Origin of the sequence: Alteromonas sp. MmMcT2-2, from assembly GCF_022348305.1 — a bacterium.
GTDB lineage: Bacteria > Pseudomonadota > Gammaproteobacteria > Enterobacterales > Alteromonadaceae > Alteromonas > Alteromonas macleodii.
In genome coordinates, this window is record NZ_JAKRFA010000046.1 from 1 (window position 1) to 26,713 (window position 26,713).

A 26,713-nucleotide genomic window follows, 5' to 3' on the forward strand; every position below is an offset into this window, starting at 1 on the left:
ACTCTTCAATTAAATATATCGAAATATGAATCGTCGTTGTGACACTCTTAACGAGTGCCCACACAGATTGTCTTGTCTAAATTTTTAAAGAACATTCACCAGAAGCCGTTGCTTCTTAGTGACTCACCCTGTTCGAGTGAGGTGCGCATTTTACATCGTTTATTTTCGATGTCAACCATGTTTTTAAACTTTTTATTTGTTTGAAAACTTGGTTTCGCACTTGTTGCTAAGTTGGCTTTGTTTTTCTCGAAGCCCCCTCAGAACGTGGAGCGCATTATAGATACCTCTTGTGAAAGATCAACACTTAAATTGGATTTTTTTGCTTTTTAAGCCACTTTTGGTGTTAACCGCTCATTTCTGCATCATTTCTAGCGACTCAATCCATCTTTAGACTAGTTTTTTCACATTTTATTGTTCAATTTGTTACAAATGAGTAAACTATATACAGCCTCCAACACCATAATAAACAATAGAAAGGTAGGTATATGAAAGTAGGCTTTATTCAATGCGCTGTTATTAGCGCTATTTTTGCAATTGCAGGTTACTTGTTATTTTCTTCTGCTAGTTTAAACGTCCATGTTCCACTGACCGTCTCAGCAGCTCTGCTGATCAGCGGTATCGTTACTCCTTGGCTAGCGTCTCTTATTCAAAGTCCATCTTCCTCAGATGCCAGAGCACATTCTAATGACGGATCAGTAGAAACTTTATATGTGGGTAATTTGCCTTATAGAGCAAACGAGAACGCAGTAAAGGAATACTTCAGTAGCTTTATTGAAGTACAGTCGGTTCGCTTAATGAAGGATCGTAAAACTGGAAAAAGAAAAGGATACGGTTTTATCGAAGTTGTAACTGACGACTTAAACAGCGTTATCGATAAAACTAACGACTCAATCTTCCAGGAGCGAACCCTAAAAGTTCGCCCTGCAAAGGACAAAGTCGAACACGCATAATTTTGTGAGTACGGTTTATAGGCTATAAAAAAGCCCGGTTAGCTTTCGCTACCGGGCTTTTATATTAGTAAATAGTTAATTTATTCACTTGTCTCAGCAGATTGAGGAAGTCCATTAAGTAACGTTTGATTAAAAGCGTGAAACCTATTTATAGCAGATACAAGATCTGGCACCTGCACGTCTTTGATCTCATTAATCAACCCACCTATTAAGGTATTATAGTCTTCGTTACTTTCTAACGTACTTTCGGCATTAGCAAAAGTATCCATCATCTTTTCTAGATATTGCGCTATAGGGCTAACCACATTTCCAAACTTCGAATTATCGCTTTTGTCTTCATTGTAATGTTGGATGTTCTCATACGTCTTTAGCACTTCGGTCTGTGTTGTTCTATTTAACTGTAACGCGTAGCCAACTAACTCTTTATCGTCAAAGCCTAAACTTAACGCTTCTTCAAATGCTTTGTCGATGTCACCACTGTAAAAGGTGTCGGCGAGATCCTGAACTTGACCAACTAAATCAGCTATCGACTCTAACTCATCTTCATCAAGCTCGCCTTTTAATGAAAAGCTAATACCGCTTCGCTCATAGTATTGGTACGAAGTTTGTTGTTGGTATGACGCTGAAAAATTGTTTTCACCTTGCTCGTCACTACCGCCTGATTGCTCCTGAGATGCCTGTGCTTGGAAATTAAGTTGTTGAGATGCTTGGAACGAGCGAAGACTCTCAAAACTAAAACTCACTTCGTCGCCATCTTTAGTTCGAATCAGCAAGCTTCCGCTTTTCTCATCCGATGCAGCTACCGCGTTTAAGGACGAAAGCGTTACAGCGTTCGGCTGCTGGCGACCAAATATGTCAGTTTCCAGATCGTTTATTCCTGTATCGATGAGATCGCGGCTTTTTGTCATCCCTTGCTCAATCTCTTCATTCATAAAACCAGCGAGATCTTTTTCTGCCATCGCGAACCCTCGGCTTACGCCTTCTCTCGCTTGGCTAAATAAGCCATTGAGCTTTTCTTCGCTAGCGCCACCGTTTGCCGCACCTCTAATAACGCCACCTACGAACTTAAGTACGTTTCTGGCGACTTTTTCAAAGTCGAACAAACTGTTCGACTTATCTTCGATATTCTTCTCTTTAGTTTCTTGCGGCTTTTGGCCATCTATTTCCAATGCTTGGTTAAGGCTACTGCTAACCACTCGTAAACCAATGCTAGTTTGGCTACTTGAAACAGATACTGATGCCGCTTGTTGTTTCGAAAACTCAGCCGCTTGCTGCAATCCGTCTTGCTGTAACTGCTTTTTCAACATTTCGTTCGGGTGAACTGATGCCTTTTGATCTGCTTTTTGATCAACCTTTTGGTCGCCCATAAAAGCCTTAATTTGACCCACGTTCATAATTTGATCCTCACTATCCTCAATCTTATTATCGGCAAAGAATCAGCATTGTTTAATTTTAATACAGCTTTTTTTCTGGGACATTCTTAGTAATAACGTAGAAGTAGATAGCGCTTGTTGCAGTTATTTTATAAGGGACTACAATTCGCGACCTTAACATTGAATGGAGAATTTTATGACCGCGACCGAACAACAACGCTATCAAGCTCAGTTGGACGAAAAATTAGAACGTCTTACTGCGTTACTTTCTCCGTTCAATGCGCCTGACTTGTCCGTATTCCCATCGCAACCAACGCACTACCGTATGCGCGCCGAATTTAGAGTATGGCATGAAGGCGATGATTTGTTTCACATCATGTTCAACCAGGAAACAAAAGAAAAGTACCGCGTAGATAGCTTTCCTCCTGCTTGTAAAGCAATAAACGATGCTATGGCGCTGTTGCTTGAAGAAGTAAGACCAAATGAAGTGCTAAGAAAGAAGCTTTTTCAAATCGATTATCTTTCTGCACTATCTGGCGAGCTTGTCATCAGCCTTTTATACCATCGTCAACTAGATGAGAAGTGGCAAGAGGCTGCAAAAGAATTAAAGGCGAAACTCGAGGCTCACTTTCCGAAAGTAAACATCATCGGCCGTGCGAGAAAACAAAAGCTTATTATCGACAACGATTTTGTTATTGAGCGCTTACCCGTTAATGGCAAAGAATTCATATTTAAGCATATCGAAAATAGCTTCACTCAGCCCAATGCCGAAGTGAACTGTAGCATGATTGAATGGGCACTAGATTGCGTAAAGCCGCTCTCTGGCGATTTACTGGAGATGTATTGCGGTGCAGGTAACTTCTCACTGCCGCTAGCGCTTCACTTCGATAATGTTGTGGGGACCGAAATAGCCAAGCCCTCTGTACAAGCTGCGCAGTTTAATATTGAACAAAATCAGCTCAACAATGTGAAGATCGTAAGACTCGCCGCTGAAGAATTCACTCAGGCTATGAAAGGTGAACGTACGTTTAGTCGCTTAGAAGGCATTGATCTGAGTACATATAATTTCACAACTGTATTGGTTGACCCACCAAGAGCTGGGTTAGATGAAGACTCGCTTAGAATGATTCAGGATTACGATAATATCGTGTATATCTCGTGTAACCCTGAAACGTTGGCGCAAAACCTTGAGCTTTTGAGTGAAACTCACGACGTTGCTCAATCGGCATTATTCGATCAATTCCCGTTTACTCATCACATTGAGGCTGGCGTTTTACTTACACGCAAAAGCTAGTTTTGGTACAAATTGACAAGGCCTTTGGAGTCACAAAGGCCTATGAAGACGTATTAAAATAAGGTGGCTTTGATTAGAGCAAACGATGTGGACTTAAACCACTAATTCAATTATACGCTTTTTTGCGTTGCACCTAGTTGAACGAAGCGAAGCTGCGCTTTCACTCTCTCACCGATTTCTCGGCGAAGTTTATCGTCTGCTTCTAATGCCTCTGCCCCAGCACTGAATACGAGCCTTACCATAGCATCAGCTTGAAGCTGCGCGCATGCGTATTCTACGCCCTGCTGTTCAATAATGTAGTCGGTCAACTCGTCGATGAAGTGTTGAATCTCTCTAAATACTGCCAACCGATAAGCCGACGACGTACCAGTATGCTCTCGTAGTAATAAACGAAATACGTTTGTATTTGCCGCAATAAATTCCATGAAGGTTTCAACAGAAGTATGTATTACGCCGCCTCCAGAGGCTATCCGCCGCCTTGCCTGACGCATAAGCTGCCGCAATGCTAAACCGGCTTCATCCACCAGCGTTAAACCCAATTCGTCCATATCTTTGAAGTGTCGGTAAAAAGACGTAGGTGCTATACCTGCCTCTCGGGCAACTTCACGCAAGCTGATTGCCGATAAGCTGCGGTTTTCATCGAGCAAAGAAAACGCAGCATGAATGATATTTTGGCGGGTTTTTAATTTCTGTTCTTGTCGACTCACATTCGCACCATAGGTTGATTAGCTCTGAACGGCTTGATGATTTTTAGCGCTTGGGGTTGAAGCCCTTACGTCATCTGTATAGCCATTAACGCAATCAAACTTCGTACATCAAAGACTAGCATGTGTAGTTTATCGCAACACACACCAGTGGGGAAAGAGAAACAGAATCATCTCTTTTATAAACAAGCATTAAGCAGAAAAAGCCACAATTAACGAGCGCTTCAGCGTAGCTTTACTATAATTAAACTTTACACATGTAAGCAGAACTAATCTGGGTTTTGCTTGCCTGAAGCCTCGTAAAACGATAAATTAGCGAACAGTTGTAAGCCAAGTTGTATAAAATGAAAAAACCTCCTCTTATCCTTACTAATGTGCTGGTATTTATTATATCTGGCGCAATTGCGTTTATTGGTGTGCCGCTATGGGTGGCGTATCAAGGCATCGATTGGGCAGAAATCGGTGCGGCTATATTCCTATTTTACTTTACCGGTATGTCTATAACTGCCGGCTATCACCGCTTATGGTCGCATAAAACTTACGACGCCAATGTGGTAGTTCGTGTGATCCTTGCGATTGGTGGCGCTATGGCGCTGCAAAATAGTATTTTGCACTGGTCGTCAGATCATCGCGTTCATCATCGTCATGTTGATGATAACGACAAAGACCCCTACTCTGCGAAGAAAGGGCTTTGGTTTGCGCATATCGGCTGGATGTTGCGTGAGTATCAGGCCAAACGTTACGATGACTACAGTAACTGTAAAGATCTTCAAAAAGATAAAGTGGTGATGTGGCAGCATAACTACTATTTGCCCATCGTGCTGGCGGCCAACTTTGGTATCACAGGTCTTCTAGGCTATTTAAATGGTGACGTATTAGGCATGATCTTGGTAGCCGGTGTACTTCGCCTGGTGCTAGTGCATCACGTAACCTTCTTTATCAATTCTCTTGCTCATTTTTGGGGTAGCCAGCCTTACACCGATAAGAACACAGCACGAGATAACGGTATTCTTGCATTTTTTACCTTTGGTGAAGGTTATCACAATTACCATCACATCTTTGAGTACGACTATCGTAATGGCATTCGCTGGTATCAGTTTGATCCTACAAAATGGCTTATTAAGGGGTTATCACTGGTAGGACTGACATCCAACCTTCGCAAAGTGCCAGAAGAGCGCATCGAGAAAGCGTTAGCAGCAATGCAGCTGCAAAGAGCAAGTGAAAAAGTATCGTTATTGCCTAATGCTGAAGAAATGATGCATACCATTCAAGAAGAATACGACTTGTTAATGCAGCGCATGAGTGAATACTACGCCACGAAAAAACGTGTTATGCGCGTTAAACAACGCACCCTAAAGCGCAGTATCGAAGGGCTTGAGCTTGCATACAAGTACAAAGAGCTGAAACACGCATTTGCTGTACAGAAAGAGAAATGGACACAGTTACATAGTTTGTCATTGCAAATGGCGTAAATTAACGCCCTCTTTTATACGTTTGAACACTAAAAACCACATAAGTGTCTGCTTATGTGGTTTTTTTTTATTCTATAGTTGGATAAGGTCGTTATACTAAAACCAGAATCATTCATTTTGTATTACGGCTAACCTAGTGGTGACATCGCATTACAAAAGTAACAACATGGGAAAGTAAGATGGCAACGAAGCAAAAAACCAAAGCCCCGTCGTATCATTACGACGCTATCGTTATTGGCACAGGTCCTGGTGGAGAAGGCGTTGCAATGCAGCTTGCCAAAGCCGGAAAAAAAGTGGCGGTTGTTGAGCGCTACGAGGCAGTGGGAGGAGGTTGTACCCATTGGGGAACCATTCCATCGAAAGCACTTCGTCACTCAGTAAGTCGTCTTATTGAATATAACTCTTCTCCCTTGTTTGCCGACAACCATTTAAGTAAAAGCCTTACGTTTTCAGACATCATGCGCCATGCTAGCGGTGTGGTAAAAAGCCAAACTCGACTTCGCTCTTCTTTCTACGACAGAAATCGTGTGACGCTATTTCACGGCGAAGCCAGTTTCGTAGATGCGCATACGTTAGAGATAACCCGTAAAGATGGCTCTAAAGATACTGTCACTGCAGGCCAGATTGCTATTGCCACAGGGTCGCGTCCTTATTGTCCTAAAGACATCGACTTTAATCACCCGCGTATTTATAACTCAGACACTATCCTATCTTTAGATCACGATCCCAAATCAATAATTATCTATGGCGCTGGGGTCATTGGCTCTGAATATGCCAGTATTTTCAGAGGACTAGGCGTAAAAGTTGACCTCGTTAACATGCGCGATCGCTTACTGTCATTTCTTGATGACGAGATATCAGACGCACTCAGTTATCACCTGTGGAACAATGGCGTACTCATCCGGCACAATGAGGCCTATTCTTCGGTTGAAGCTACCGATGACTCGGTTATTTTAAACTTAGAGTCGGGCAAGCGTATGCGCGCAGATTGTCTCTTGTTTGCTAACGGAAGAACGGGTAATACAGATACACTTAAACTCGAGAATATTGGTTTAAAAGCCGATGGCAGAGGCCAACTCAAGGTTAACGAAAATTATCAAACTGACGTAGACAATGTATTTGCAGTCGGCGATGTCATTGGCTATCCAAGTTTAGCATCTGCGGCTTATAACCAAGGTCGCTTTGCCGCTGAAGCTATGCTTGGCATAAAAACACATTCGGCATTGGTAGAAGATATTCCGTCAGGCATATACACCATCCCGGAAATAAGTTCTGTTGGTAAAACAGAGCAAGAGCTTACTGCAGCAAAAGTGCCTTATGAAGTGGGAAGAGCTCAGTTCAAACATTTGGCCAGAGCCCAAATCGCGTCAACGCAGACAGGAAGTCTGAAAATCTTGTTTCATCGCGAAACTAAAGAAATCTTGGGCATTCATTGTTTCGGTGAACGTGCCTCCGAGATTGTTCACATCGGCCAAGCGATCATGCAGCAAAAGGGCGAAGGCAATACCATAGATTACTTCGTTAACACTACGTTTAACTATCCAACCATGGCAGAAGCTTATCGAGTTGCTGCTATTAATGGACTTAATAGAATTTTCTAACGGACACAAAAAAGCCGGCGAGATTGTCGCCGGCTTAATATGCGTTAACTAAGAAATTAGTTACGGTTCGCAGCAAGCGCGTTAAGCGAATCTTTATGTGCTACGATGTCGATGTGCATATTTTCTTGATCGAACGTCATTGTTGCAATGGCGTAGTCACCCTGACTATCGCTTGCAATGTCGATCAACTTTGCTTGTGCATCACGGAAACGAATGTTATTGCCGATTTTGTCAGACATACATTGGTTATTCATTTCGAATGTTTTCGCATCCATGCAATCGAAAAGCTGGTTATCACCAGATTCCGCATGCGCAATACCAAAGGCCGCTGATAGAGCTAGGGTTAGTACTACTTTACGCATGTTTCTTCTCCTGTGTTACAGTCTACTACTGTCACTATTAAACATACTGTATATACATAAGATAGTCAAACTGGGATCATAGTTTTGTGACAAAAGTATGACAAAGAGAAATATTTGGAGAAAAATGTGAAAGGCCACGATGCACTGGTGGTTAAAGCGAGAAATTGTAGACTGTGTGCCCCTCACCTACCGCATCAACCCAACCCCATATTTAGCACTGCACCATCAACTAAGGTGCTTATTATTGGGCAAGCACCGGGGTTGGAAGCCCATGAACGCACCATTGCGTTTGATGATCCCAGCGGAGATCGGTTACGCGATTGGTTGTCTGTCTCGAGAGAGACCTTTTATAACCCTAGCTTAATTTCGGTGCTGCCAATGGGCTTCTGCTTTCCAGGTTATAAAAATGGAGCCGATGCCCCGCCAAGAAAAGAATGTGCTCCCGCTTGGCATAATGACTTTCTTCTTTATTTAAAACCTGAAGTAACGCTTTACGTGGGACGTTACTCGCAACAGTATTATTTACCGCAACACAAAACGTTAACAGAAGCTGTACGCAGTCCGACTGAAACACATTTCGTACTGCCCCACCCGTCAGGAAGAAACAACAGGTGGCTCGCTAAAAACCCTTGGTTTGAATTAGATATCCTTCCCAAGTTGCGAGACACTGTCGAATCTGTATTAAAAGTTTAGTCGTGCTCTTCCAGAAACGCTAAAAGCGCATCGAACGGCATAGGCTTCGCGTACAAGTAGCCCTGTGCTTCGTCACATCCAAGCTTTATCATGTAACTCGCCTGCTCTCTTTTTTCTACGCCTTCGGCAATAGTCAATAAGCCTAGCTTGTTACCCAAAGTCACAACGGTCTCAGCAAGCACTGCGCTTGCACCCGGTTTAATGTCTTTGACAAAAGAACGATCGACCTTCAATCGATCTAACGGGAGCTGCTGTAGATAACTCATGGAGGAAAAGCCTGTTCCAAAGTCATCAATGGCTATTTTCACCCCAAATTCTTTTAACGAACGCAATGCATCTATTACAATTTGCGGTTCATCCATCACCACGCTTTCTGTTATTTCTAGCTCTAAAAGGCTTGGGTCGCAGTTGGCGTTAGATAGTGCCTGCTTAACTTTTTCTACAAATAACCTGTCGCGGAACTGCGGAATAGAGATGTTAACGGCAACTCTTAGATGGCCGTAGCCTTTTTCTTTCAATTCCTGAAGACGACGGCATGACTCTTCTAGCACCCATTCACCGATATCAACGATAAGACCTGAATACTCAGCAAGTGGTACAAACACGGCGGGAGAAACATATCCCCCTTCACCATTGGGCCAGCGTAGTAAGCCTTCCATGCCAACAACTTTTTCATTCAGTAAGTCCACTTGCGGCTGAAACCACAGCTCCAGCTTTCTTGCTGCAAAGTCACTTCGGAGTTGGCGAATCATATCTAGGCGCCAAGTCGTCTGATCTTCAATATCTTTGGCGTAATATTCGAAGTTATCTGTTAGATTTTTCTTAGCACGGTTTAACGCAATATTCGTGCGCTTTAAAATCTCAATGCCGATGTGACGTTTATTGTCTAACTTGCACAATCCAAGTGTTATATTCACCGGAAGGGTGTGATCACCTACCTGAAATGAAGATTGGAAAATGTTGTTAATGGACTTGGGGCATACCAAATCGTCAGGACCAATAAGACCAAATACATCAGCACCTATGCGGCCTTTTTTCACTATGCTATCGAAAGAAGATTGAAAGCGATCGCTAATAGCTCGCAACAATTCGTTGCCAACTTCTTGCCCTAAACCATCATTTATATCGGAAAAGTGATTTACGTCGATAAGGGCTACGCTATAGTTTTCTCCGGCAAACAAATGAGGTTTATCGAGCATATTGATAAACTCATTGCGGTTTGGCAGACGGGTTAACCAGTCTCTGAACGCCGCATTTCTTAATTCATGGAAAAGATTAACGTTTTCGTATCCCACTGAAATACTGGATAGAAAAACCTCAAGCAAGTGCTTGTCTAGCTCACTAATCTCGTGGGTTTGTCGAACAAATACGGCAGCTTCAAAACCAGCGCGGCTGATATACAGCACAGAGCAACTGGGCTCAAAAATGTGCTTTTTAAGACGTAGGCACCGACTAATATTTTCTTCAATTTCAAGGTTTTTAAGCGTGAACACAGGCTGGTTTATAAATTTCGCATACTCCCCCGCAGCGCCAAGCACGTAAACCTCTTCGTCCTCTCGGTCTAGCAAAGAACCCGCTCTTGCGCACAATAAACCTTCGGAATCTAAACCAATAAGCGAACTAATCTGAGTAACTACACCTTCGCAAAACTCTTTCACCGAATGTTCTTCAAACAAGTTCGCTGAAGAGGTGATTATTTTCTCTAAACCAGCACGGCTTTGACTAATCGTTACAATTTGCTGATAAGAGCGTAGTGAGGAAATGATAGTAGTTAGTAATTTGGCGCGAGTAAGTTCTGTTTTGGTTTTGTAGTCATTGATATCGTAAACTTTAATGACTTGCTCTTCAGGCGCGTAGCCGGGCTGTCCCGTACGTAAGATAATTCGAGGTTCAACTAACTTCATGTCTTCGCGGATGTATTTAACAACATCAAAACCCGCGTCATCAGTCTCCATAACGACATCAAGTAAAATTATGGCAATGCTGTTGCCATATTCGTGCAGCATTTCTTTGGCTTGTTTTGCTGAATAAGCGTGGATGAAGTTTAATTTGCGATCGTTTACGATGAGATCAGATAGCGCGAGACGCGTTACGGTGTGAATCTCTTCATCGTCATCGACAATAAGAATGTTCCAGTCTTTGCCCAATAAGGTTTGCTCTTCAACTGAACCATCATCATCTAAAAAAATTAATTCGTCGTTATCATAATCCATTGCCGACATTACCGCTCATTTCCTCGATACAAACAAAACAAGAATGCGCTACTCATTGTATTAAGGCAACGATTACATTGATAAATGGGTTACGCAATGCAATAGTGCTCTCATGTTACATGCCATTTTACATTCGATCATTTAAGCATTTATGAAGATTACATCCCAGCACTTTTCCCCTGAGGTAAAAAAACCACAGGAAACGGAAGAGAAGACTGTAAAGGTGACAGCCGAATCGCCTGCGGCTGAAAAAGCGGCCAGCAACGCAGTGAAAACCGATGCTAGTCGCCAACGCATACTTTCCTGGTTTGCCAGAGTGGGTATAAGCCCCTCTATGATGTCCCCTGATCCTAAAAAGCAAAAGCATGCACTAGAAAGAAGAAAACAAATATTAGAAACCCAAAAAGCGAGCAATCTTCAAGCTGTATTAAATATAGCATTAAATGTGACGATCAACGAACAAACTAACGATAATCTTGATCCCGACTGGTTTTTCGCATTTAGTACCATGGCTGAGGAAATTTACAGCCCACCCATGCAGGAATTATGGGGAAAGATTTTTGCCGTTGAGGTGGCTCGCCCGGGCAGTTTTTCCCTTCGTACATTACAGCTATTAAAGACGCTAACGCACAGGGATGCACAAGTATTCAATAAGGCTGTCAATGTTGCGAGTAGAAGAAATAACGATGCGGTCCCGCGTATTCTTGTGGGGTATCACAAACGCAAAGGCTTGCTTTCACTATTGAGACGCCCTGTTCCTGAGCAAATTAACTTAGCCAACGTAGGGTTGAGTTACCCTGATCTGTTGTCTTTGCAAGAGATGAAGTTGATTTATACCAGCGAAATTGAAAGCGCCGAATACAATGAAGGTCAGCAAGTAACCTGGCGATGCGTAAATGAAAATATTTCATTAACCAGTAAAACGTCGGGGGTTGCATTGGTGTATTACAAGTTCACTTCGATTGGCAGTGAGCTGTATAAATTAGTGACTAAGTCGCCTAATGAAGCGTATTTAACCAGCATTAAGTCGGTGTTAGGCGAGGTATTTAACGTGAGTTAAATACCGTCACCAAATTCGTGCAATCCACACTCGCGTTTCAAACCAAAGAAGCGCGTGTCTTGCTCACTCATCCCTTCTTGGAGCGACTGCGTGGTATGCCAATCACCGATGGATACATATCCTTGCTCCCAAAGCGGATGATAAGACAAGTCGTTATCTTTCAGGTAGTAATGTAAGTCTTTGTTACTCCAATCAATGATCGGGTAAAGTTTAAACTGCTGCCCTACTTTTTGTAGAACTGGAAGCTTTCCCCTGGTATCTGATTGGCTTCTACGCAAACCTGCAAACCACGTACCTGCTTTCATGTCACGTAAGGCGCGCTGCATTGGCTCAACTTTGTTCATCTTATTGTATTTCTCAATACCTTCGATGCCTTGTTCCCAAAGTCTGCCAAAGCGCGCTTCCTGCCACGCAGAAGACATCTCTGCGCTGTACACGTGCAAATTTAAATTGAGCTTTTCTACAAGTTCATCAATGAACTTGTACGTCTCAGGAAAAAGGTAACCTGTGTCGGTAAGCACAACAGGAATATCCGGTTGTGCTTGGGTAAGCATATGCAGCATAACCGCCGATTGTGCTCCAAAGCTTGAAGACACAATATGAGTATCAGGCAAGTTGTCCAGCGCCCAAGCTACTCGCTCCTGCGCTGTCATTTTCTCTAACGTTTCATTGATATCAGCAAGGGCTTCCTTACTGATATCAAGCGTTAGTGGTTGCTGCTTAATCGCTGTATTATTCGTCATAGAAATCCCGTGCGGAGTCTACTACTGGTTTTACAACACCAGCGCGAACAACATAATCACCAAAGGCTTCACCCGCTTCACGATCTTTGGCCCACTGGCCAAACAGTGAATCTAGTTCTGCCATGATTTCCTGTTCGCTTATGTTTTCTCGATACATACGTGGAATACGTGTACCTTCTCGGTTTCCACCCAAATGCAAATTGTATTTGCCTGGGCCCTTACCTACTAAGCCAACCTCAGACAACATCGCGCGACCACAGCCATTCGGGCAGCCTGTTACACGGAAGATTACGCTATCTTCTTCCAATCCGTGTTTGGCAAGCAAACCTTCTAGCTCCGTAACGGCATCCGGCAAGTAGCGCTCAGCTTCTGCCATGGCTAACGGACAGGTTGGCAATGCAACACAGGCCATTGAGTCAAGTCGCTGGTTAGAAATCGATGGCGCTATTAAGCCATGTTCGCGGGCTAATGCTTCAATTTTGTCTTTGTCTTGCGGCGCTACACCGGCAATAATCAAATTCTGGTTTGCCGTTAAGCGGAAATCACCTTTGTGGATCTTCGCAATTTCGGCACAGCCTGTTTTTAGCGTTTTACCTGGGTAATCTAAAATACGACCGTTCTCAATAAATACGGTCAGGTGATATTTACCGTCAATACCTTCAACCCAGCCAAAGCGATCGCCACGGCCCGTAAATTCATACGCACGGCTGTCTTGGAAAGTCACGCCTGCGCGTTTTTCAACTTCAGCCTTAAAGTTGTCTACCCCAACACGCTCTAACGTATATTTGGTTTTCGCGTTCTTACGATTAACACGGTTCCCCCAATCACGCTGAGTTGTTACAACCGCTGCGGCAACGTCTAGCGTGTTTTCAAGCGGAATAAATCCGAAATCAGAGGCTTTACGCGGGTACGTGCTCTTGTCGCCGTGAGTCATTGCAAGACCACCACCGACAAGTACGTTAAAGCCAACTAGCTGTCCATTTTCAGCAATCGCAACAAAGTTAAGATCATTCGCGTGAACATCTACATCGTTTTGCGGAGGAATCACCACCGTCGTTTTAAATTTACGCGGTAAATAGTTATCACCCAAAATAGGCTCTACAGGTTTTTCAGTCGTTTCAACTTTTTCACCGTCTAACCAAATTTCAGCATACGCGCGGGTTTTAGGTAGTAAGTGTTCACTTATCTTCTTCGCCCATTCAAATGCCTGAAGGTGAAGCTCAGATTCAACCGGATTTGACGTACATAGTACGTTTCGGTTTACATCGCCTGCCGTAGCAATAGAGTCGATGCCTACCTTGTTTAGCATTTGGTGCATGGACTTAATCTTAGGCTTTAACACACCGTGAAACTGGAAAGTTTGACGGGTTGTTAAACGAATGCTGCCGTACATGGTGTGATCGGCTGCAAACTTATCAATCGCTAACCATTGGTCAGGCGTAATAACACCACCAGGTAAACGGGCACGCAACATCACATTGTGAAGCGGCTCAAGTTTCTGCTTTGCACGCTCAGCGCGAATATCACGATCGTCTTGTTGGTACATACCGTGAAAGCGAATAAGCTGGAAGTTATCAGCGGTGAAACCACCAGTAAGATCATCTTTAAGATCGGTAGTGATGGTGCCACGCAAATTATTACTTTCACGCTTTAAACGCTCGTTGTCAGCCAGTTTGCCCTCAACGATAAATGGTGATTTTTCGTTACTCATTAATAGACATCCTTCTGATAACGTTTCGCTTTACGTAACTCTACAACATAGGCTTTTGCATCGGCTTCAGATTTACCGCCGTGCTCTTGCACAATACTAATTAGGGCGTTCTCTACATCTTTCGCCATGTGCATTGCATCGCCACACACATAGAAGTGTGCGCCCTGCTCTAGCCATTCATACACCTCTTTACCGTTTTCTAGTAAACGGTGCTGAACATATACTTTTTCTTCTTGGTCACGAGAAAATGCCAGCGTAATTTTGTCTAGCAGGCCTTCTTTAACGTAGCCTTGCCATTCCACTTGATATAGAAAATCTTGCGTGAAATGTGGGTTGCCAAAGAACAACCAGTTTTTGCCTTCAGCACCTTGTACGTCACGCTCTTGCATGAACGATCTAAACGGTGCAATACCCGTACCCGGACCGACCATGATCACTGGCGTATTTGGATCAGCGGGCAAACGGAAGTTATCGTTACTTTCTACGAACACTTCTACGTCGCCATTTTCTTCTAGATATTCACACAAAAAGCCAGATGCGCCGCCTTGATGACGATGTCCAAACGCTTCATAGTCAACGTGAGCTACGGTTAAATGTACTTCTTCTTCCACTTCGGCTTGGCTTGATGCTATCGAGTACAAGCGAGGCGTTAGCGGTCGCAAAGCATCGACAAGCTGTTGTTCAGACAACTTACCCGGATGGTCGCGCACAATATCAATAATTTGACGTTCGGCCATGTAGGTACGCAGCTGCGCTTTATCTTCCATCAATGTAGCCAATGATTCAGAGCCTGTCGCCTCTTGATATGACTTAATGAAATTAGGATAACTTAAAGTTAATTCAAGCTTCGACGTTAATGCTTCGGTGAGTGACATGGTCGCGTCAGCCACAGACACTTCTGTATTGCCGTTTAATGACAAGATACTAATAAGCTCTGACACTAGAGATGCTGCATTTTTAAACCATACACCAAGCGCATCACCTGGCTTATAGGTAATTCCGCTATCTTCAAGGCTTATTTCGATATGGCGTATATCTTTAACAGAATCACGACCTGTGATTTTTTGTGCGTCAATTAAGGTCGCTTTAAACGGCGCTTTCTTGGTGTAAGTTTGCGCTGCTACACCCTGCACTGCCGCGCCAGTTTGCGCCGCTACCGCTGCTTGCGGAGCTGCACTGAAATCGTCTTTTAGCGAGTCGATGAGCTTGCTCAGCCATGCTTCGGCTTCCGCTTCATAATCAACGTCGCAGTCCAGACGCTCTACAATAGCTTTACCGCCAAGCTTACCTAAGCGTTCATCAAAGTCTTTACCCGTTTGGCAGAAAAACTCGTAACTACTGTCACCTAAACCCAAAACTGCGTATTTGGTATCAGCAAGCTTTGGGGCTTTTTTGCCAGCCAAGAATTCATGTAGCTCAATAGCATCGTCTGGTGCATCACCTTCACCATGGGTACTAACAAATACCGCAACGTGAGTTTCTGCTTTCAAGTTACGTGGCTTGTAATCTGCCATGCTAACCAGCTTGCTATTAAAGCCCGCTTCTTCTGCTTTCGCTTGACACTGCGCTGCAACACCTTTTGCATTACCGGTTTGTGAACCGTACAAAATAGTAAGCGTTGGCGCGTCACCCGCTACTGCAGGAGTGCCTTGCATCATTGGTGCAACCGAACCACCTTGTGCAGCAGCCATGCCCGCAGCATAACCACTTACCCAAGTAAGTTGCTCACGATTTAAGCCTGCAATGGCTTGCGTTATTGCATTCCACTGCTGTTCGTTTAATACCGCGCCTGGCGCTGAGTTCGAATTAGAATCTTGTGACATAGTCTTTTAGCCTTTTATCAATGGCGCTAAGGCTAACGGCTTTCTTCAAGAAGAGAAAAGAATAAATGAAACTTTTTTATTACTGAAAGTGCTAATGACTGTGCGAATAGGTAATAACACAATTGAATTTGGGCGAGAAGCAATAAAAAGGGCGAGGCTGCAATCGCAGCCCCGCCCTTTAAAATCCGTAGTTGAGGCTTAGAAGTGAAGTTCTAGCCCTGCGAATACACCATCAAATTCCATGTCAGCGTACACATCATCAAGGTCTTCAATATCTACCGTTACATTTCTGTAACCCACCTGAAGCGTCATATCAACCGCTAAACTTTCAATAAACGAGTACTGAATTGCAGCTTGATAATCACTAAGCTCATGGTCGTCGAACGACAAATAGCTTCCTTCAAAGTATGCTGATAAACCTGTAAACGGTAAACCTAGCTGAACCTTTGAGTAGGCCATTGGAACAATACCAGAGAATTCTGCAGATCCGCTTGTGTCACTCGCTCTATCCACAACGAACAGTGCGCCGTCGATGTACTTTGCATTAACACCTAAGTCAAAGCTCACTAAATCGTTATCAAATAACTCGTAGTACAAAATGAAATCTGTAGCATCAAGCTCTACATCTGTATTAACCGTGGTACTTTCAGTAAACAGTTCGCCGTCGAAAGTGAATTCAGACTGAAGCGTTGTGGTGCCCGAGTTATCTAATGTCGTGTGATTTACTTTTACGTTAGGTAAAAACGGTACCGGATGCTCAAAGGCAATGTATAGCGCCGTATTGGTCTCATCATCAAAGTTAAAGTCAGCGGTGTTGTTGCTATCAGCAAACCCGCCCTGCGTGTCGGTTTGCCATACTTGGGCTCCAACATATACGCCTGCGATAGTGTCTGCATGAGATGAAACTGAAACTAATGCGCATCCCAATGCGGCAGCTATAAGACCCTTTTTCATTAATTATCCTTGATTAAGAAGTTCTGAAAGTTCAATTAAAGCAGCGTTTGCACGAGAAATATAGTTTGCCATTACCAAAGAATGGTTCGCTAACATGCCAAATCCACTACCATTTAAAATCATTGGACTGAATACCGACTGCTGTGTCGCTTCCAGTTCACGAATAATTTGCTGAAGACTAACCAATGCATTCTTATCTTCCAATACGTCGTAAAATTCAATTTCCACGGCTTTTAGAAAGTGAAGTAAAGCCCACGTAGCACCGCGTGCCTCATAGAAATTATCGTCTAGTTTCCACCAACTCGTTTTAACTACACGCTGGCTGGCTACAGGAGAAGACTGCTTTGCATTCGAGTCACCCGCCAGATCAGTGTTCAATCTAGCCGATCCTACGCTGGCACTAAGTCTTTGTGAATAACTGCCCAACCGTTTTTCTACCTGTTTCAACCATTCGCGCAAGTTGTCTGCGCGAGTATAAAACTGACTGTCGGTGTTTCGGGTATTCGCTAGCTCGTCACGGTATTTTTTTAGAAGCTCTATACCGTCAGAGTAACTCGATTCAGAAGAAGGCAACGCCCAGCTTTTGTGATCCATATTAAACTTAGGGTGAGCTTTTGTAAGGTATGGATTTTCAATAGACTGGGATTGAGAGCGGCTGAAGTCTTTACGCATAGAGAGTGCAAGGTCTCGCACCATTTCCAGCGCACCGAATTCCCATGCGGGCATGTTATCTAAAAAGATGCCAGGAGGCGTAATGTCGTTAGAAAGATATCCACCAGGCTTATCAAGTAAGGTTTCCGACACATCAATCATGGTTGTTGTTAATGTGTAACCCGCAATATTAGTTGGATTCTCAACAGGCGAGTTTTGCTTTAAACGTTGTCTAACATCAAACGTGTCTGGGGATAGGCTCCAATACCATCCTATTAGCCAGAAAAGTAAAACTATCACTACAGCGACAATCGCTATCCGTTTTGAGTTAATAGATTGTCTCATATAACACCAACCTTCCTTTTAAATAACAAATAGCCGACGGAGGTCAGCTATTTGTAGTCTTAATACTATGTGAAAAATGCGAAACCTTTGTGACGGTCGTCTTTATATCACCATCTTTTACTACGTTAACACAACTTAAATAAAATTATGATGATTATACATTATGGTGCATATTTCGGTCATTTTGCTGCTTATAAGCGGCAGAGTTTCGATTTTTCAAAGCATATAGCGCTATCGCGATAAGTATAATTGGCCAAAATGCACTTACTCCCACCACTAATAATGCTAAAAATCCTGCGCCTAGCGCTAAAAGAATTGTGCCCATAACGCTTACAGCAACAACGAATCCAACGATAGCGAGGACTACGCCGACTAGCGATAACACTGCTACGTTTTCCCAAGGACTTAGCAATTCATCTGACATGATTAAGTGCATACCCAACCAGCTATCTACTAAGCTGCCTAAACAATTCACCAAAATAATGGCGATGACCAATGCAATCAGAAAGTTTTTCATTACACTAATCTCGGTAATAAGATAACGGCTGCAATATAAGCCACTAGCGTAATAGGCGTAGCGATGAACAAGCCTGCTACAGCTGCCGCTCTAACCCATACTGCATCTATATCAAAATAACGTGCAACTCCTGCACACACACCTGAAATGATTCCAGAATCAAGGTCTCTATAAATTCGTTTTTGTGATGGTACTTTCATCATCTTCTCCAAAAATGCTTACTTCGATATCTACAATGCGGGCTGCGGCTCTCAAGGTCGCCTACGCGACCTTCTTCTTCTTAAGTTCAGCCAATTCCTTTTCGATAGCTTCATCTGCTTCCATTGCATCGAACTCGGCCTGCAGTGACGTTGCTTCATTCGACTTTGTTAGGTCGTACGCATCAACTTGCGCTTCTAGATGATCAATGCGCTGCTCGTAACTTTCAAAGCGCATCATGGCATCATCAATTTTTCCTTCGTGATCAGCTTGCTTCACTTTTAAGCGTGTTTGCGCTGAATGCTTGCGTTGAACCAGCGTTTTTTGCTTGGCTTTTGCTTCGGCTAACTTACTGTTCAGACGCGCAGTATCGCCTTGGATTTTTTCGATACTTTCTGCAATATGCGCTTCTTGTTCTTCAAGAGAAGCTAGCTTTGCAACATACTTTTGTTTTTCGATTAGTGCGGCTTTAGCCAATGACTCTTTGTCATTATTCATTGCGATCTGTGCTTTGTGCTGCCACCCTTCCACTTCTTTGTTTGCTGATGCCATATGGCGTGCAAGGGTTTTCTGCTGAGCAATAAAGCGCGCTGCATCAGTGCGAACCTCAACTAAGGTTTCTTCCATTTCTTGAATAATCAAACGAATGATTTTTTCAGGATCTTCCGCTTTATCTAACATTGCATTGATGTTTGCTTGAACAATATCGTTAATGCGCGAAAACATACCCATGATTATTTCTCCGTTAAAAGTAGTGTTGTGGTTTCCAGCACTTATTCTTAGTTACGCTGACCGCTGGTTACCGCTGACTGAGTTCTCCTCAACACTCTAACTATTACAATCACCATGCCATTTACTTAAGGCACTGTTTTTAAATGATTTTAATTTAATTCCGGAAATTACCAACTGTTCACCAAGCAACCAAATACAATTTTTTAGCGTATTTAACCAACAAATTTGTTAATTTGACCAACCCTGTTTATTGCGTTTTTAATGTTTAAGTCACTGTGCTACACGCACAAAAAAAGCGCCTTTCGGCGCTTTTGCTAGATACCAATATCGAATTAGTCGGCATCTTGTTCTGTAGAACTACCTTCAGACGGGGTAGCGACAACTAAATCAGTCACGCTGACCTTACCACTTCCGCGCGCTTCTTGTGGGCTTAGCTCAAAGTGATACGTTGCGTTTGCTACTGCTTGGTACACGTCAGCCTTAATTTCCTGTGATGTGGTAGCCACTGCGTTTGAAACTACATTAGTTAAAAACGTTTGAAGCACTGACTCTTCTGCATTTGCTACGCTGCTTGCCATGCTTGCTGTCAGTAAAGTTGCTGCGATTAGTGAAGTTTTCATAATTTCCCTCTGAAGTTAGTCAGTGCAACAACACGCCGTTGTTGCGATACTTAGAGGATTGCGAGAGCTGTGCCAACTCCTTTAAAAACAGTTAAGGAATTGATATATATAAATTTAAATAAAAAAGCTCGCGAGACAGCGAGCTTTTAAGAATTGAACAAATATTAAACTTTGGTCAAAATTACTAAATCGTTAGTCTTTTTGACTATTAAACGCAGCGACTTCCTTTTGTGCACTTTCTACAGCGTCTAGCGCATTTAGCAGCAGATTGGGATCTGGATTTTTTCCTGTTCCATTTTGGCTTAAGTATCTACGCCAAATACGTCCACCCGCTTGCCCTTGATAAAGACCCAAAATATGCCGAGCTGCATGCCAGGGTTTGAAATAGGGATCGTCTTGGCGTTCAATATACTGCTGCATTTTCAGCACAATTTCTCGTCGTGACATGCTCTGAGCTTCAGTATCTCCGAAAATCTCTTTATCTACGGTAGCCATAATGTAAGGATTGGCGTAAACCTCACGCCCTACCATAACGCCATCAACAAGTTCTAGCTGTTGCTGGGTTTCTTCTAGCGTTTTAACCCCACCATTTATGCTAATAGATAATTCAGGGCGAGCCTGTTTAAGTCTATGAACCCGCGGATAGTTTAACGGCGGAATTTCGCGATTTTCTTTTGGGCTCAATCCCTGTAGCCACGCTTTCCTTGCGTGAACAATAAAGGTATCGCATCCGGCATCTGCCACGGTATCGATGAAACGAGCGAAGTCTTCATCTTCGTCCATATCATCAATGCCAATACGGCACTTTACCGTAACGGGAATATCTACCGCAGCCTGCATGGCTTTGACACAACTTGCTACCACCTCTGGCTGGGCCATCAAGCAGGCACCGAAGCTACCGTTCTTAACTCGATCACTTGGACAACCTACGTTTATGTTAACTTCATCATAACCGCGCGCTTGTGATAGCTCAGCACACTTGGCCATGTCAGACGGATCGCTTCCGCCCAGTTGGACAGCAACAGGGTGTTCCTCTTGGTTGTAACCCAGATAGTCACCCTTGCCGTAAATGATCGCGCCTGTGGTTACCATTTCTGTATAGAGAAGTGTGTGCTTAGACATTAATCGTAAAAAGTAGCGACAATGGCGGTCTGTCCAATCCAGCATTGGAGCGACAGAGAATTTACGATTTAGCGGAGTGATAGACACGACAGGAACCTCAGACACAGTTATTACTTATATACCTCGCGTACGCGCGAGCGGCGTATAGTACCTATGTTCAATAAAAAAACAATGTCGCTTGCCATTATTTGATAGGCCTATTCCAGCCTTAAAAAACAGCTCAAATCGTAGAACGCATAAGTAAATCTTCATAGATTATTCAACTTACTGAAAAGATGGCGTTTTTTGTATAAGGGTTTTTGTAGGTATTTGCCACTATTATGCTTTTAGCGTATTTCAAAGTTCACGATTAGCGGCTATTGTATAAAGTAATAACCATAATTATTAGCACAGACAAAAATGTGATTGCAGCTCATTAGCGTGTTCAACGCAAAGAACTGCGCCTTCCGGAGACATTTTATGGCGGACAAGAAGCCGAAGGATCAGCAAGCGCAAGACGTAACTCAAACTGAAGGCGCGCCCAAACCAGCAGACGAACTTGCTCAACTTAGAGAAATTTTGTTTGGTCAAACAAACCGTGCATTCCGTGCAGATCTTTCTGCGTTGGAGTCACGGGTCAACGACAGCTTCTCTAAACTGAATACGCATCTTGATAATCAGTTCAACGATATACGTAAGCTTATTGACCAACAGATCACAGAATTATCGAATCAGTTGGCCAGTGCTAACGACAACCACAGTAACGTGCAAGAGCAACTTCAAAACACCACTGACAAATTGCAAAGTGAATTGGAGATAGCGGAAACTGCTGCAAAGAATGACAACGATGCATTGGAAGCTCATGTGGTTAAAGAACTAGAGTCGCTTGATAATTTATTTAGTAAGCGTCACCAAGAGCTGTTAGAGAAGCTTCAGCAGGTAACCAGTGAGCTTTCAGAAAGTAAAACCGATAGAAAAACGTTGGCAAACTTACTTTCGACTATGGCCACCAACCTCGCTACAGATCATTAATTAATGACTGAAAAAGTGCCGCCGTCGGAGCTATCTGACAACTCTCTAGACAAAGTCAGAGAGTTACTCATTGGAAGGGACGATAAGTTCGTTCAAGAAAAGTTGAATCGCGATGCGAAAGGCATCGTGACAAACGTCGTTTCTGAAGCGCTCTTTGAACGCGAAACAAAGGACGGCTCAGTTAACAAAGTACTTGTTCCTCTTGTAGAGAAGTCGCTTCACCGCTCTATAGAAGCTAATAGCGACAAGATTGTTGGTACACTTTATCCCTTGGTTGGCACGCTTGTAAGAAAGGCGGTATCTTCATTTCTTGTTGAGTTTGTCGAGCGCACTAACGCGCTTATCGAAAACAGCTTAAGTCCCAAAAGCGTATCTTGGCGATTCAAAGCTTGGCAGTCCGGAGTCAGGTATTCTGAATTTGTCGCATCTCAAATTTACCAATACCAAGTCCAACAGCTGCTGGTCATTCATCGAGAGACCGGCACGTTACTTCACAGCATTTCTTCAGATCCTGATAAAGAAAAAGACGCAGACTTAATTTCGTCAATGCTAGTGGCCATTAATGACTTTGTGGCAGATGCGTTTGGCGTTACCAGTACCGAGTCAGAAAACGAGCTCGGCGAGATAAAAACGGAAGACTTTACGCTGCTAATAAAAATTGGGCCACAAGCGCTGCTTGTTGCTGCAGTTACGGGCAGTATTCCTCCTGAGGTACGCGGGAAACTTCAACAGGCGTTGGAAGATTTTCATCAGTTCTATCAGCAACCGTTGCTCACTTATGAAGGTGACAATGCGCCCTTCGACGGTTGCGAAACCATTCTTTCAGACTGCTTAATAAGCGAAAAAAAAGAGGGTGAAGGAAAAAAATCAAACCGATTAATAGGTGCACTAGTGCTTCTTGTGATTTTTTTCGCACTTGCAGTGCTGTCTTTTATGCGTTTGTCGCTAAGCATCTTAAAAAGCGACTTGCACGAGCTTCCTCCTCCACCTGGCATCATAGTAACTGATACTTATGTTTCCAATGGGAACGTGCACGCTAAAGTCCTTCGCGACCCGGTCGCCACTAGCATCGAACAATGGTTTAGCGATAATAACATCGATGCAGAAAGAGTTACTGTTATTGAAGAACCCTTTGTTTCTTTAAAACCAAGTGTGGTTGAACGCAAACTTGAAAAGCTCGTGAGCGACTATCCTCTCAGCGAATCAGAAAGCCTATTAATTAAAAAAGGTGATGACCGTAGCTTTATTATTTCAGGAACCGTGTTCACCCCAACCGCAATTAACTTTACTCAGCAAATAAACGCTATTCCTGGTATTTCGACAGTTAACGTTGATACCACCGCGCTTAACGTCAAAGCAGCCTATCAAATTGACAATGTTGAGCTCCAGAAAGCCGCATTGAACCGATTAGTTTATAAGGTTTCCTCACAGAATGTACTTTTTGCTACTAACCAAGAAGCGCTTTCTGAAGTACAGTTAGCAAAATTAGAACCTCTGGCAAACGACATAAAACAATTGTTAACTCTTGCTGACAAGACAAAAACTGTTGTCAGTATTGTTGTAATGGGTGCCAGTGATAATTCAGGCTCAAGCGCACGAAATCGCGCATTGAGTCAAAAACGAGCAGAGAATGTTGTGAATTCATTAATTTCACTTGGCGTAGAAAGTGATATTCTTATACCTGTAAGCTTAGGAGAGCTACCATTGCAGAAAGCATCAATGGGGCGTTCAGTTATGTTAAACGTTTTAATATCCAGTGAGCAGTAGTAAGGAAGCTTTGCAGTGATACAGAAAAAAGTATGTATTTTAGGGCCCACTGGTGTTGGCAAAACAAGCCTGATAAAACAGTTCGTTGAAGGTATTTTCTCCGAAAAATACAAGACCACTATTGGCGTAAAAATAGACAAGAAACAAGTCAATAAAGACGGACGCGGCGTTCAGCTTCTACTTTGGGATTTAGAAGGTATCGACAGATACTGTGGCTTCAACCCTCGCTACCTTCGCGGCGCAAGCGCCTACATTATTGTAGTTGACCAAACTCGGTCTCAATCCTTGCTTGAAGGCATGGAAATTCTAGAACTCGCACGCGAACACTACCCCGATATCCCCGCATTTTTTGTTGTAAATAAAACCGATCTCCCCACAAGTTGGCACTGGAGTGAGGAAGAACTCAATTCTTACGCTCAAAAATTCACTTCACTAACGAAGACCAGCGCAAAGACCGGTGAAAATGTAGAGAATTTATTCAGTACAATTGCGTTTTGGTAGGAGATTGCCATGGATATTCATTTATTAAATGCATTGGGCATTACGAACTGCGCGCTATTTAGGTGTAACTCCGAAAGCGACATTGAATGCTTAACGCCAGAACTTCCATGGCTAGCAAATGTTGTAACGATTGACGAAAACAACAAACTGCAAAAGAAGCATATCCCCTCTATTTTTTTAGACGACTTTTTTCTCGATGCCGACGAAGTATGGAAAGGCGAAACGTCATTTACGCTTTCATCTGGCTTTTGGACGGAGCACAATGAGAGCCAAGTACTTCGCTTAGAAGCATTGGCAATTAATAGCGAATCGGGTTCTCGCTATCTGGTCGTTAAAAATGTAGAAGAGCAATTTGACGAAAAACGCAAAACGCTGCAAGCCGCGCGGGAATTATTGCTACGCCATCACGAAATTGTAGGTCAGCATGAGTATATTAGGCACAAATTAAATGGTGTTTTACGCAAGAACACCCGACTTCAAAAGCTCGTTCCGCCCATTCAGCAAGCTATTCACAACCTGGAAACTGGCGTTGTCATTTTAGACGACAAAGGCGGATTGATATTGGACAACAAAGCGTCTCATAGATTGCTGCTGTGTAATAGCACAACGCCAAGCTCTATTCGCGTCAACGAGCTTCTTACTGATATTGATGCGCCGGCAACGTTTCTTCCCGCACTGGTGCAGCGAAAAGCCCCCTGGCAAGGGGAGCTTTATTGGCAACCTGTTGACGATTATGGTGTGTGGCTTCAGGTTACCATTCACCCTGTATTACAAGGGGATGAGTTAACCCATTGGGTTTACCTACTTACCGATATTACCCATATCCACAATAAAGAAGAGAGCGTATTAACTGCCAGTGGAATGGACTCGTTAACAAAGGTAGCCAATCGCAATTTGTTTACCGATACAGTAAGAAGACTGGTTCAGGAAGAAATCGCATTCAAGTTGTTCATCATAGATATATGCGACTTTAAAAAGATAAATGAATCACTTAGCTATCAGTCGGGTGACGAGATCCTTAAATCGTTCGCACTGCGACTGCAAACCTTTGTCGGCAACAGCGGGTTTATAGCGAGAATAGGCAGTAATGAGTTTGCATTGGTGAAACGTGAAGATACCTTTAACGAACTTACCAGTGCCGAGTATATGGAGCAGCTAGTCAAAAAGCTCACTCAAACCTATACCGTTCTCAATGGCAGCGAGCCGAATTTAGGCATAAATATTGGCGAAGCAAACTTTCCCCGGCACTGCCCGTCAACCGAATCACTTCTTCAATGTGCTGACATCGCCTTGCAGGCCGCTAAATATCAAGGTCGCAATGTGGCACTTACCTACAGTGAAGCACTACACAAACAACATCATGCAATCAACGAGCTTGAGAGTCAGCTACGTTCTGCCATCGAAAACAATGAACTCAAACTCTTTTTGCAGCCTATTGTCGATTTAGAGACTGGCAAGATTGTTAAATGCGAGGCTTTGGCGAGGTGGATAACGTCGGAAGGTAAGTTTATTTCCCCAGAAGTCTTCATTCCTCTTGCTGAAAAAAGTGAACTCATTTTCCCTTTCGGCGAATGGCTTATCAATGCAGCTTGTGATGCTATAGAAGCGTTAAAGGCCTCTAATTTAGACATTAGGTTGGCCATTAATATCTCTGGCCGCCAAGTGTCAGATTTAGCACTACTAAACCAAATTAAAAACGCATTGGAAGATCACCAAATCCCCGGCTCAAACTTATCTATCGAGTTAACCGAAAGCGTGTTTGTGGAAAGCTTGGATACTGTTTCAGTATTACTCAACGAGCTTCGAGCAATGGGGATCACCGTGTCGATTGACGATTTCGGTACAGGTTTTAGTTCACTGGTTTACCTGAAGAAACTGCCTATCGATGAGCTTAAGATTGACCGTTCCTTTGTCAGTGAACTTGAGAAAAACACCGACGACCAAGCTATCGTTCAGGCTATTCTTGGACTGGCGAGCAACTTAAACATTAAGATTATTGCAGAAGGTATTGAAACCCAACAGCAGCAACAGTTTTTGCAAAATCATCGGTGTGCTTATGGTCAGGGTTACTTATATCAGCGCCCCGTTGCCATACCTGAATTTATAACTTTAGCGCAAAAGCTAAAGTAAGCTTAAGCAAAGCTTCATCAGCCATAAACAAAAAAGCCGGAGTACGATCCGGCTTTTTTACAGCTTGTTGTCCCGTCCTAAAATACGTTGACATAAAGAGGACTTCTTTATGACAACTTCAAGTAATCAAAGACCTAAGCGCACACAGCGTGATTACACATTAGCT

Annotated in this window: 24 protein-coding genes; 10 read left to right on the plus strand and 14 right to left on the minus strand. The window is 43.2% G+C overall.

What is annotated here, in order from left to right; genetic code table 11:
* Nucleotides 1–485 precede the first annotated feature (485 nt).
* On the plus strand, nt 486–950 hold the full coding sequence (locus MHM99_RS17995; protein ID WP_014950707.1) for an RNA-binding protein: 465 nt from the start codon (nt 486–488) through the stop codon (nt 948–950).
* Between the two features lie 80 nt (nt 951–1,030).
* Here MHM99_RS17995 and MHM99_RS18000 read toward each other — a convergent pair whose 3' ends face one another.
* Nucleotides 1,031–2,344 carry a DUF5610 domain-containing protein gene (locus MHM99_RS18000; RefSeq protein WP_239220252.1) on the minus strand — a complete coding sequence of 438 codons (1,314 nt, stop codon included), beginning with the start codon at nt 2,342–2,344 and terminating at the stop codon, nt 1,031–1,033.
* 175 nt (nt 2,345–2,519) lie between these two features.
* On the opposite strand from MHM99_RS18000, the gene trmA reads away from it, so the two are divergent.
* Entirely contained in the window at nt 2,520–3,617 is a 1,098-nt protein-coding gene (trmA, locus tag MHM99_RS18005) for a tRNA (uridine(54)-C5)-methyltransferase TrmA (RefSeq protein ID WP_239220253.1), read from the plus strand.
* A gap of 110 nt (nt 3,618–3,727) precedes the next feature.
* On the opposite strand, the gene fabR is transcribed toward trmA, so the two are convergent.
* Nucleotides 3,728–4,324, minus strand: coding sequence for an HTH-type transcriptional repressor FabR (gene fabR / locus MHM99_RS18010; RefSeq protein ID WP_014950710.1), 597 nt, complete (start codon nt 4,322–4,324; stop codon nt 3,728–3,730).
* Nucleotides 4,325–4,665: 341 nt separating this feature from the next.
* Here fabR and MHM99_RS18015 point away from each other — a divergent pair, with 341 nt between their 5' ends.
* Both MHM99_RS18015 and sthA read left to right on the plus strand, forming a co-directional pair.
* Complete coding sequence (locus MHM99_RS18015) at nt 4,666–5,793, plus strand: fatty acid desaturase (protein WP_014950711.1); 1,128 nt, start codon at nt 4,666–4,668, stop codon at nt 5,791–5,793.
* A gap of 179 nt (nt 5,794–5,972) precedes the next feature.
* Complete coding sequence (gene sthA / locus MHM99_RS18020; RefSeq protein WP_014950712.1) at nt 5,973–7,394, plus strand: Si-specific NAD(P)(+) transhydrogenase; 1,422 nt, start codon at nt 5,973–5,975, stop codon at nt 7,392–7,394.
* 56 nt (nt 7,395–7,450) lie between these two features.
* On the opposite strand, the gene MHM99_RS18025 is transcribed toward sthA, so the two are convergent.
* Nucleotides 7,451–7,756 carry a hypothetical protein gene (locus tag MHM99_RS18025; protein WP_014950713.1) on the minus strand — a complete coding sequence of 102 codons (306 nt, stop codon included), beginning with the start codon at nt 7,754–7,756 and terminating at the stop codon, nt 7,451–7,453.
* A gap of 114 nt (nt 7,757–7,870) precedes the next feature.
* On the opposite strand from MHM99_RS18025, the gene MHM99_RS18030 reads away from it, so the two are divergent.
* Nucleotides 7,871–8,449 carry a uracil-DNA glycosylase family protein gene (locus MHM99_RS18030; RefSeq protein WP_061095870.1) on the plus strand — a complete coding sequence of 193 codons (579 nt, stop codon included), beginning with the start codon at nt 7,871–7,873 and terminating at the stop codon, nt 8,447–8,449.
* Here the strand turns inward: MHM99_RS18030 and MHM99_RS18035 are convergent.
* Nucleotides 8,446–10,671, minus strand: coding sequence for an EAL domain-containing protein (locus MHM99_RS18035; RefSeq protein ID WP_049588676.1), 2,226 nt, complete (start codon nt 10,669–10,671; stop codon nt 8,446–8,448). The genes MHM99_RS18030 and MHM99_RS18035 overlap by 4 nt on opposite strands.
* A 214-nt stretch (nt 10,672–10,885) precedes the next feature.
* Here MHM99_RS18035 and MHM99_RS18040 point away from each other — a divergent pair, with 214 nt between their 5' ends.
* Nucleotides 10,886–11,722 carry a TIGR03899 family protein gene (locus MHM99_RS18040; protein ID WP_049588690.1) on the plus strand — a complete coding sequence of 279 codons (837 nt, stop codon included), beginning with the start codon at nt 10,886–10,888 and terminating at the stop codon, nt 11,720–11,722.
* On the opposite strand, the gene MHM99_RS18045 is transcribed toward MHM99_RS18040, so the two are convergent.
* From MHM99_RS18045 to dusA, 10 genes are all read right to left on the minus strand, one after another.
* A complete protein-coding gene (locus tag MHM99_RS18045; RefSeq protein WP_049588677.1) occupies nt 11,719–12,465 on the minus strand; it encodes a phosphoadenylyl-sulfate reductase in 747 nt (248 codons plus the stop codon). The two genes, MHM99_RS18040 and MHM99_RS18045, sit on opposite strands and share 4 nt — an antisense overlap.
* On the minus strand, nt 12,455–14,176 hold the full coding sequence (cysI, locus tag MHM99_RS18050) for an assimilatory sulfite reductase (NADPH) hemoprotein subunit (protein ID WP_039227383.1): 1,722 nt from the start codon (nt 14,174–14,176) through the stop codon (nt 12,455–12,457). Before cysI ends, MHM99_RS18045 begins: the two co-directional genes overlap by 11 nt.
* On the minus strand, nt 14,176–15,999 hold the full coding sequence (locus MHM99_RS18055; protein ID WP_168463627.1) for an assimilatory sulfite reductase (NADPH) flavoprotein subunit: 1,824 nt from the start codon (nt 15,997–15,999) through the stop codon (nt 14,176–14,178). The genes cysI and MHM99_RS18055 overlap by 1 nt, the downstream gene beginning before the upstream one ends.
* A 198-nt stretch (nt 16,000–16,197) precedes the next feature.
* On the minus strand, nt 16,198–16,953 hold the full coding sequence (locus MHM99_RS18060) for a TIGR04219 family outer membrane beta-barrel protein (RefSeq protein ID WP_014950720.1): 756 nt from the start codon (nt 16,951–16,953) through the stop codon (nt 16,198–16,200).
* A 3-nt stretch (nt 16,954–16,956) separates the two neighbouring features.
* The gene (locus MHM99_RS18065) at nt 16,957–17,949 is read right to left on the minus strand and encodes a DUF2333 family protein (protein ID WP_014950721.1); all 993 of its coding nucleotides are present in this window, start codon (nt 17,947–17,949) and stop codon (nt 16,957–16,959) included.
* 154 nt (nt 17,950–18,103) lie between these two features.
* Entirely contained in the window at nt 18,104–18,466 is a 363-nt protein-coding gene (locus tag MHM99_RS18070) for a hypothetical protein (protein WP_014977415.1), read from the minus strand.
* Nucleotides 18,466–18,666: a PspC domain-containing protein gene (locus MHM99_RS18075; RefSeq protein ID WP_014950723.1), complete on the minus strand. Its 201-nt coding sequence runs from the start codon at nt 18,664–18,666 to the stop codon at nt 18,466–18,468. Before MHM99_RS18075 ends, MHM99_RS18070 begins: the two co-directional genes overlap by 1 nt.
* A 61-nt stretch (nt 18,667–18,727) precedes the next feature.
* Nucleotides 18,728–19,396, minus strand: a complete 669-nt coding sequence (pspA, locus tag MHM99_RS18080; protein WP_014950724.1) for a phage shock protein PspA — start codon at nt 19,394–19,396, stop codon at nt 18,728–18,730.
* A 332-nt stretch (nt 19,397–19,728) separates the two neighbouring features.
* Entirely contained in the window at nt 19,729–20,016 is a 288-nt protein-coding gene (locus tag MHM99_RS18085; RefSeq protein ID WP_049588678.1) for a hypothetical protein, read from the minus strand.
* 192 nt (nt 20,017–20,208) lie between these two features.
* The gene (gene dusA / locus MHM99_RS18090; protein WP_075177889.1) at nt 20,209–21,243 is read right to left on the minus strand and encodes a tRNA dihydrouridine(20/20a) synthase DusA; all 1,035 of its coding nucleotides are present in this window, start codon (nt 21,241–21,243) and stop codon (nt 20,209–20,211) included.
* Between the two features lie 354 nt (nt 21,244–21,597).
* Between dusA and MHM99_RS18095 the strand changes: the two genes are divergently transcribed.
* From MHM99_RS18095 to MHM99_RS18110, 4 genes are read left to right on the plus strand one after another with little or no spacing between them, the layout of a single operon-like run.
* Nucleotides 21,598–22,149, plus strand: coding sequence for a hypothetical protein (locus MHM99_RS18095; protein WP_014950727.1), 552 nt, complete (start codon nt 21,598–21,600; stop codon nt 22,147–22,149).
* A 3-nt stretch (nt 22,150–22,152) separates the two neighbouring features.
* Entirely contained in the window at nt 22,153–23,916 is a 1,764-nt protein-coding gene (locus MHM99_RS18100; protein ID WP_239220254.1) for an OmpA family protein, read from the plus strand.
* Between the two features lie 15 nt (nt 23,917–23,931).
* Entirely contained in the window at nt 23,932–24,417 is a 486-nt protein-coding gene (locus MHM99_RS18105) for a Rab family GTPase (RefSeq protein ID WP_049589127.1), read from the plus strand.
* Nucleotides 24,418–24,426: 9 nt separating this feature from the next.
* Nucleotides 24,427–26,547: an EAL domain-containing protein gene (locus MHM99_RS18110; RefSeq protein WP_239220255.1), complete on the plus strand. Its 2,121-nt coding sequence runs from the start codon at nt 24,427–24,429 to the stop codon at nt 26,545–26,547.
* Nucleotides 26,548–26,713 lie beyond the last annotated feature (166 nt).

Excerpts from the sequence above, each read along its gene's own strand:
- MHM99_RS17995 (WP_014950707.1), top strand. The coding sequence starts at position 486 with ATGAAAGTAGGCTTTATTCAATGCGCTGTTATTAGCGCTATTTTTGCA.
- MHM99_RS18000 (WP_239220252.1), bottom strand. The coding sequence starts at position 2,344 with ATGAACGTGGGTCAAATTAAGGCTTTTATGGGCGACCAAAAGGTTGAT.
- trmA (WP_239220253.1), top strand. The coding sequence starts at position 2,520 with ATGACCGCGACCGAACAACAACGCTATCAAGCTCAGTTGGACGAAAAA.
- MHM99_RS18015 (WP_014950711.1), top strand. The coding sequence starts at position 4,666 with ATGAAAAAACCTCCTCTTATCCTTACTAATGTGCTGGTATTTATTATA.
- sthA (WP_014950712.1), top strand. The coding sequence starts at position 5,973 with ATGGCAACGAAGCAAAAAACCAAAGCCCCGTCGTATCATTACGACGCT.
- MHM99_RS18025 (WP_014950713.1), bottom strand. The coding sequence starts at position 7,756 with ATGCGTAAAGTAGTACTAACCCTAGCTCTATCAGCGGCCTTTGGTATT.
- MHM99_RS18035 (WP_049588676.1), bottom strand. The coding sequence starts at position 10,671 with ATGTCGGCAATGGATTATGATAACGACGAATTAATTTTTTTAGATGAT.
- MHM99_RS18045 (WP_049588677.1), bottom strand. The coding sequence starts at position 12,465 with ATGACGAATAATACAGCGATTAAGCAGCAACCACTAACGCTTGATATC.
- cysI (WP_039227383.1), bottom strand. The coding sequence starts at position 14,176 with ATGAGTAACGAAAAATCACCATTTATCGTTGAGGGCAAACTGGCTGAC.
- MHM99_RS18055 (WP_168463627.1), bottom strand. The coding sequence starts at position 15,999 with ATGTCACAAGATTCTAATTCGAACTCAGCGCCAGGCGCGGTATTAAAC.
- MHM99_RS18060 (WP_014950720.1), bottom strand. The coding sequence starts at position 16,953 with ATGAAAAAGGGTCTTATAGCTGCCGCATTGGGATGCGCATTAGTTTCA.
- MHM99_RS18065 (WP_014950721.1), bottom strand. The coding sequence starts at position 17,949 with ATGAGACAATCTATTAACTCAAAACGGATAGCGATTGTCGCTGTAGTG.
- MHM99_RS18070 (WP_014977415.1), bottom strand. The coding sequence starts at position 18,466 with ATGAAAAACTTTCTGATTGCATTGGTCATCGCCATTATTTTGGTGAAT.
- MHM99_RS18075 (WP_014950723.1), bottom strand. The coding sequence starts at position 18,666 with ATGAAAGTACCATCACAAAAACGAATTTATAGAGACCTTGATTCTGGA.
- pspA (WP_014950724.1), bottom strand. The coding sequence starts at position 19,396 with ATGGGTATGTTTTCGCGCATTAACGATATTGTTCAAGCAAACATCAAT.
- MHM99_RS18085 (WP_049588678.1), bottom strand. The coding sequence starts at position 20,016 with ATGAAAACTTCACTAATCGCAGCAACTTTACTGACAGCAAGCATGGCA.
- MHM99_RS18095 (WP_014950727.1), top strand. The coding sequence starts at position 21,598 with ATGGCGGACAAGAAGCCGAAGGATCAGCAAGCGCAAGACGTAACTCAA.
- MHM99_RS18100 (WP_239220254.1), top strand. The coding sequence starts at position 22,153 with ATGACTGAAAAAGTGCCGCCGTCGGAGCTATCTGACAACTCTCTAGAC.
- MHM99_RS18110 (WP_239220255.1), top strand. The coding sequence starts at position 24,427 with ATGGATATTCATTTATTAAATGCATTGGGCATTACGAACTGCGCGCTA.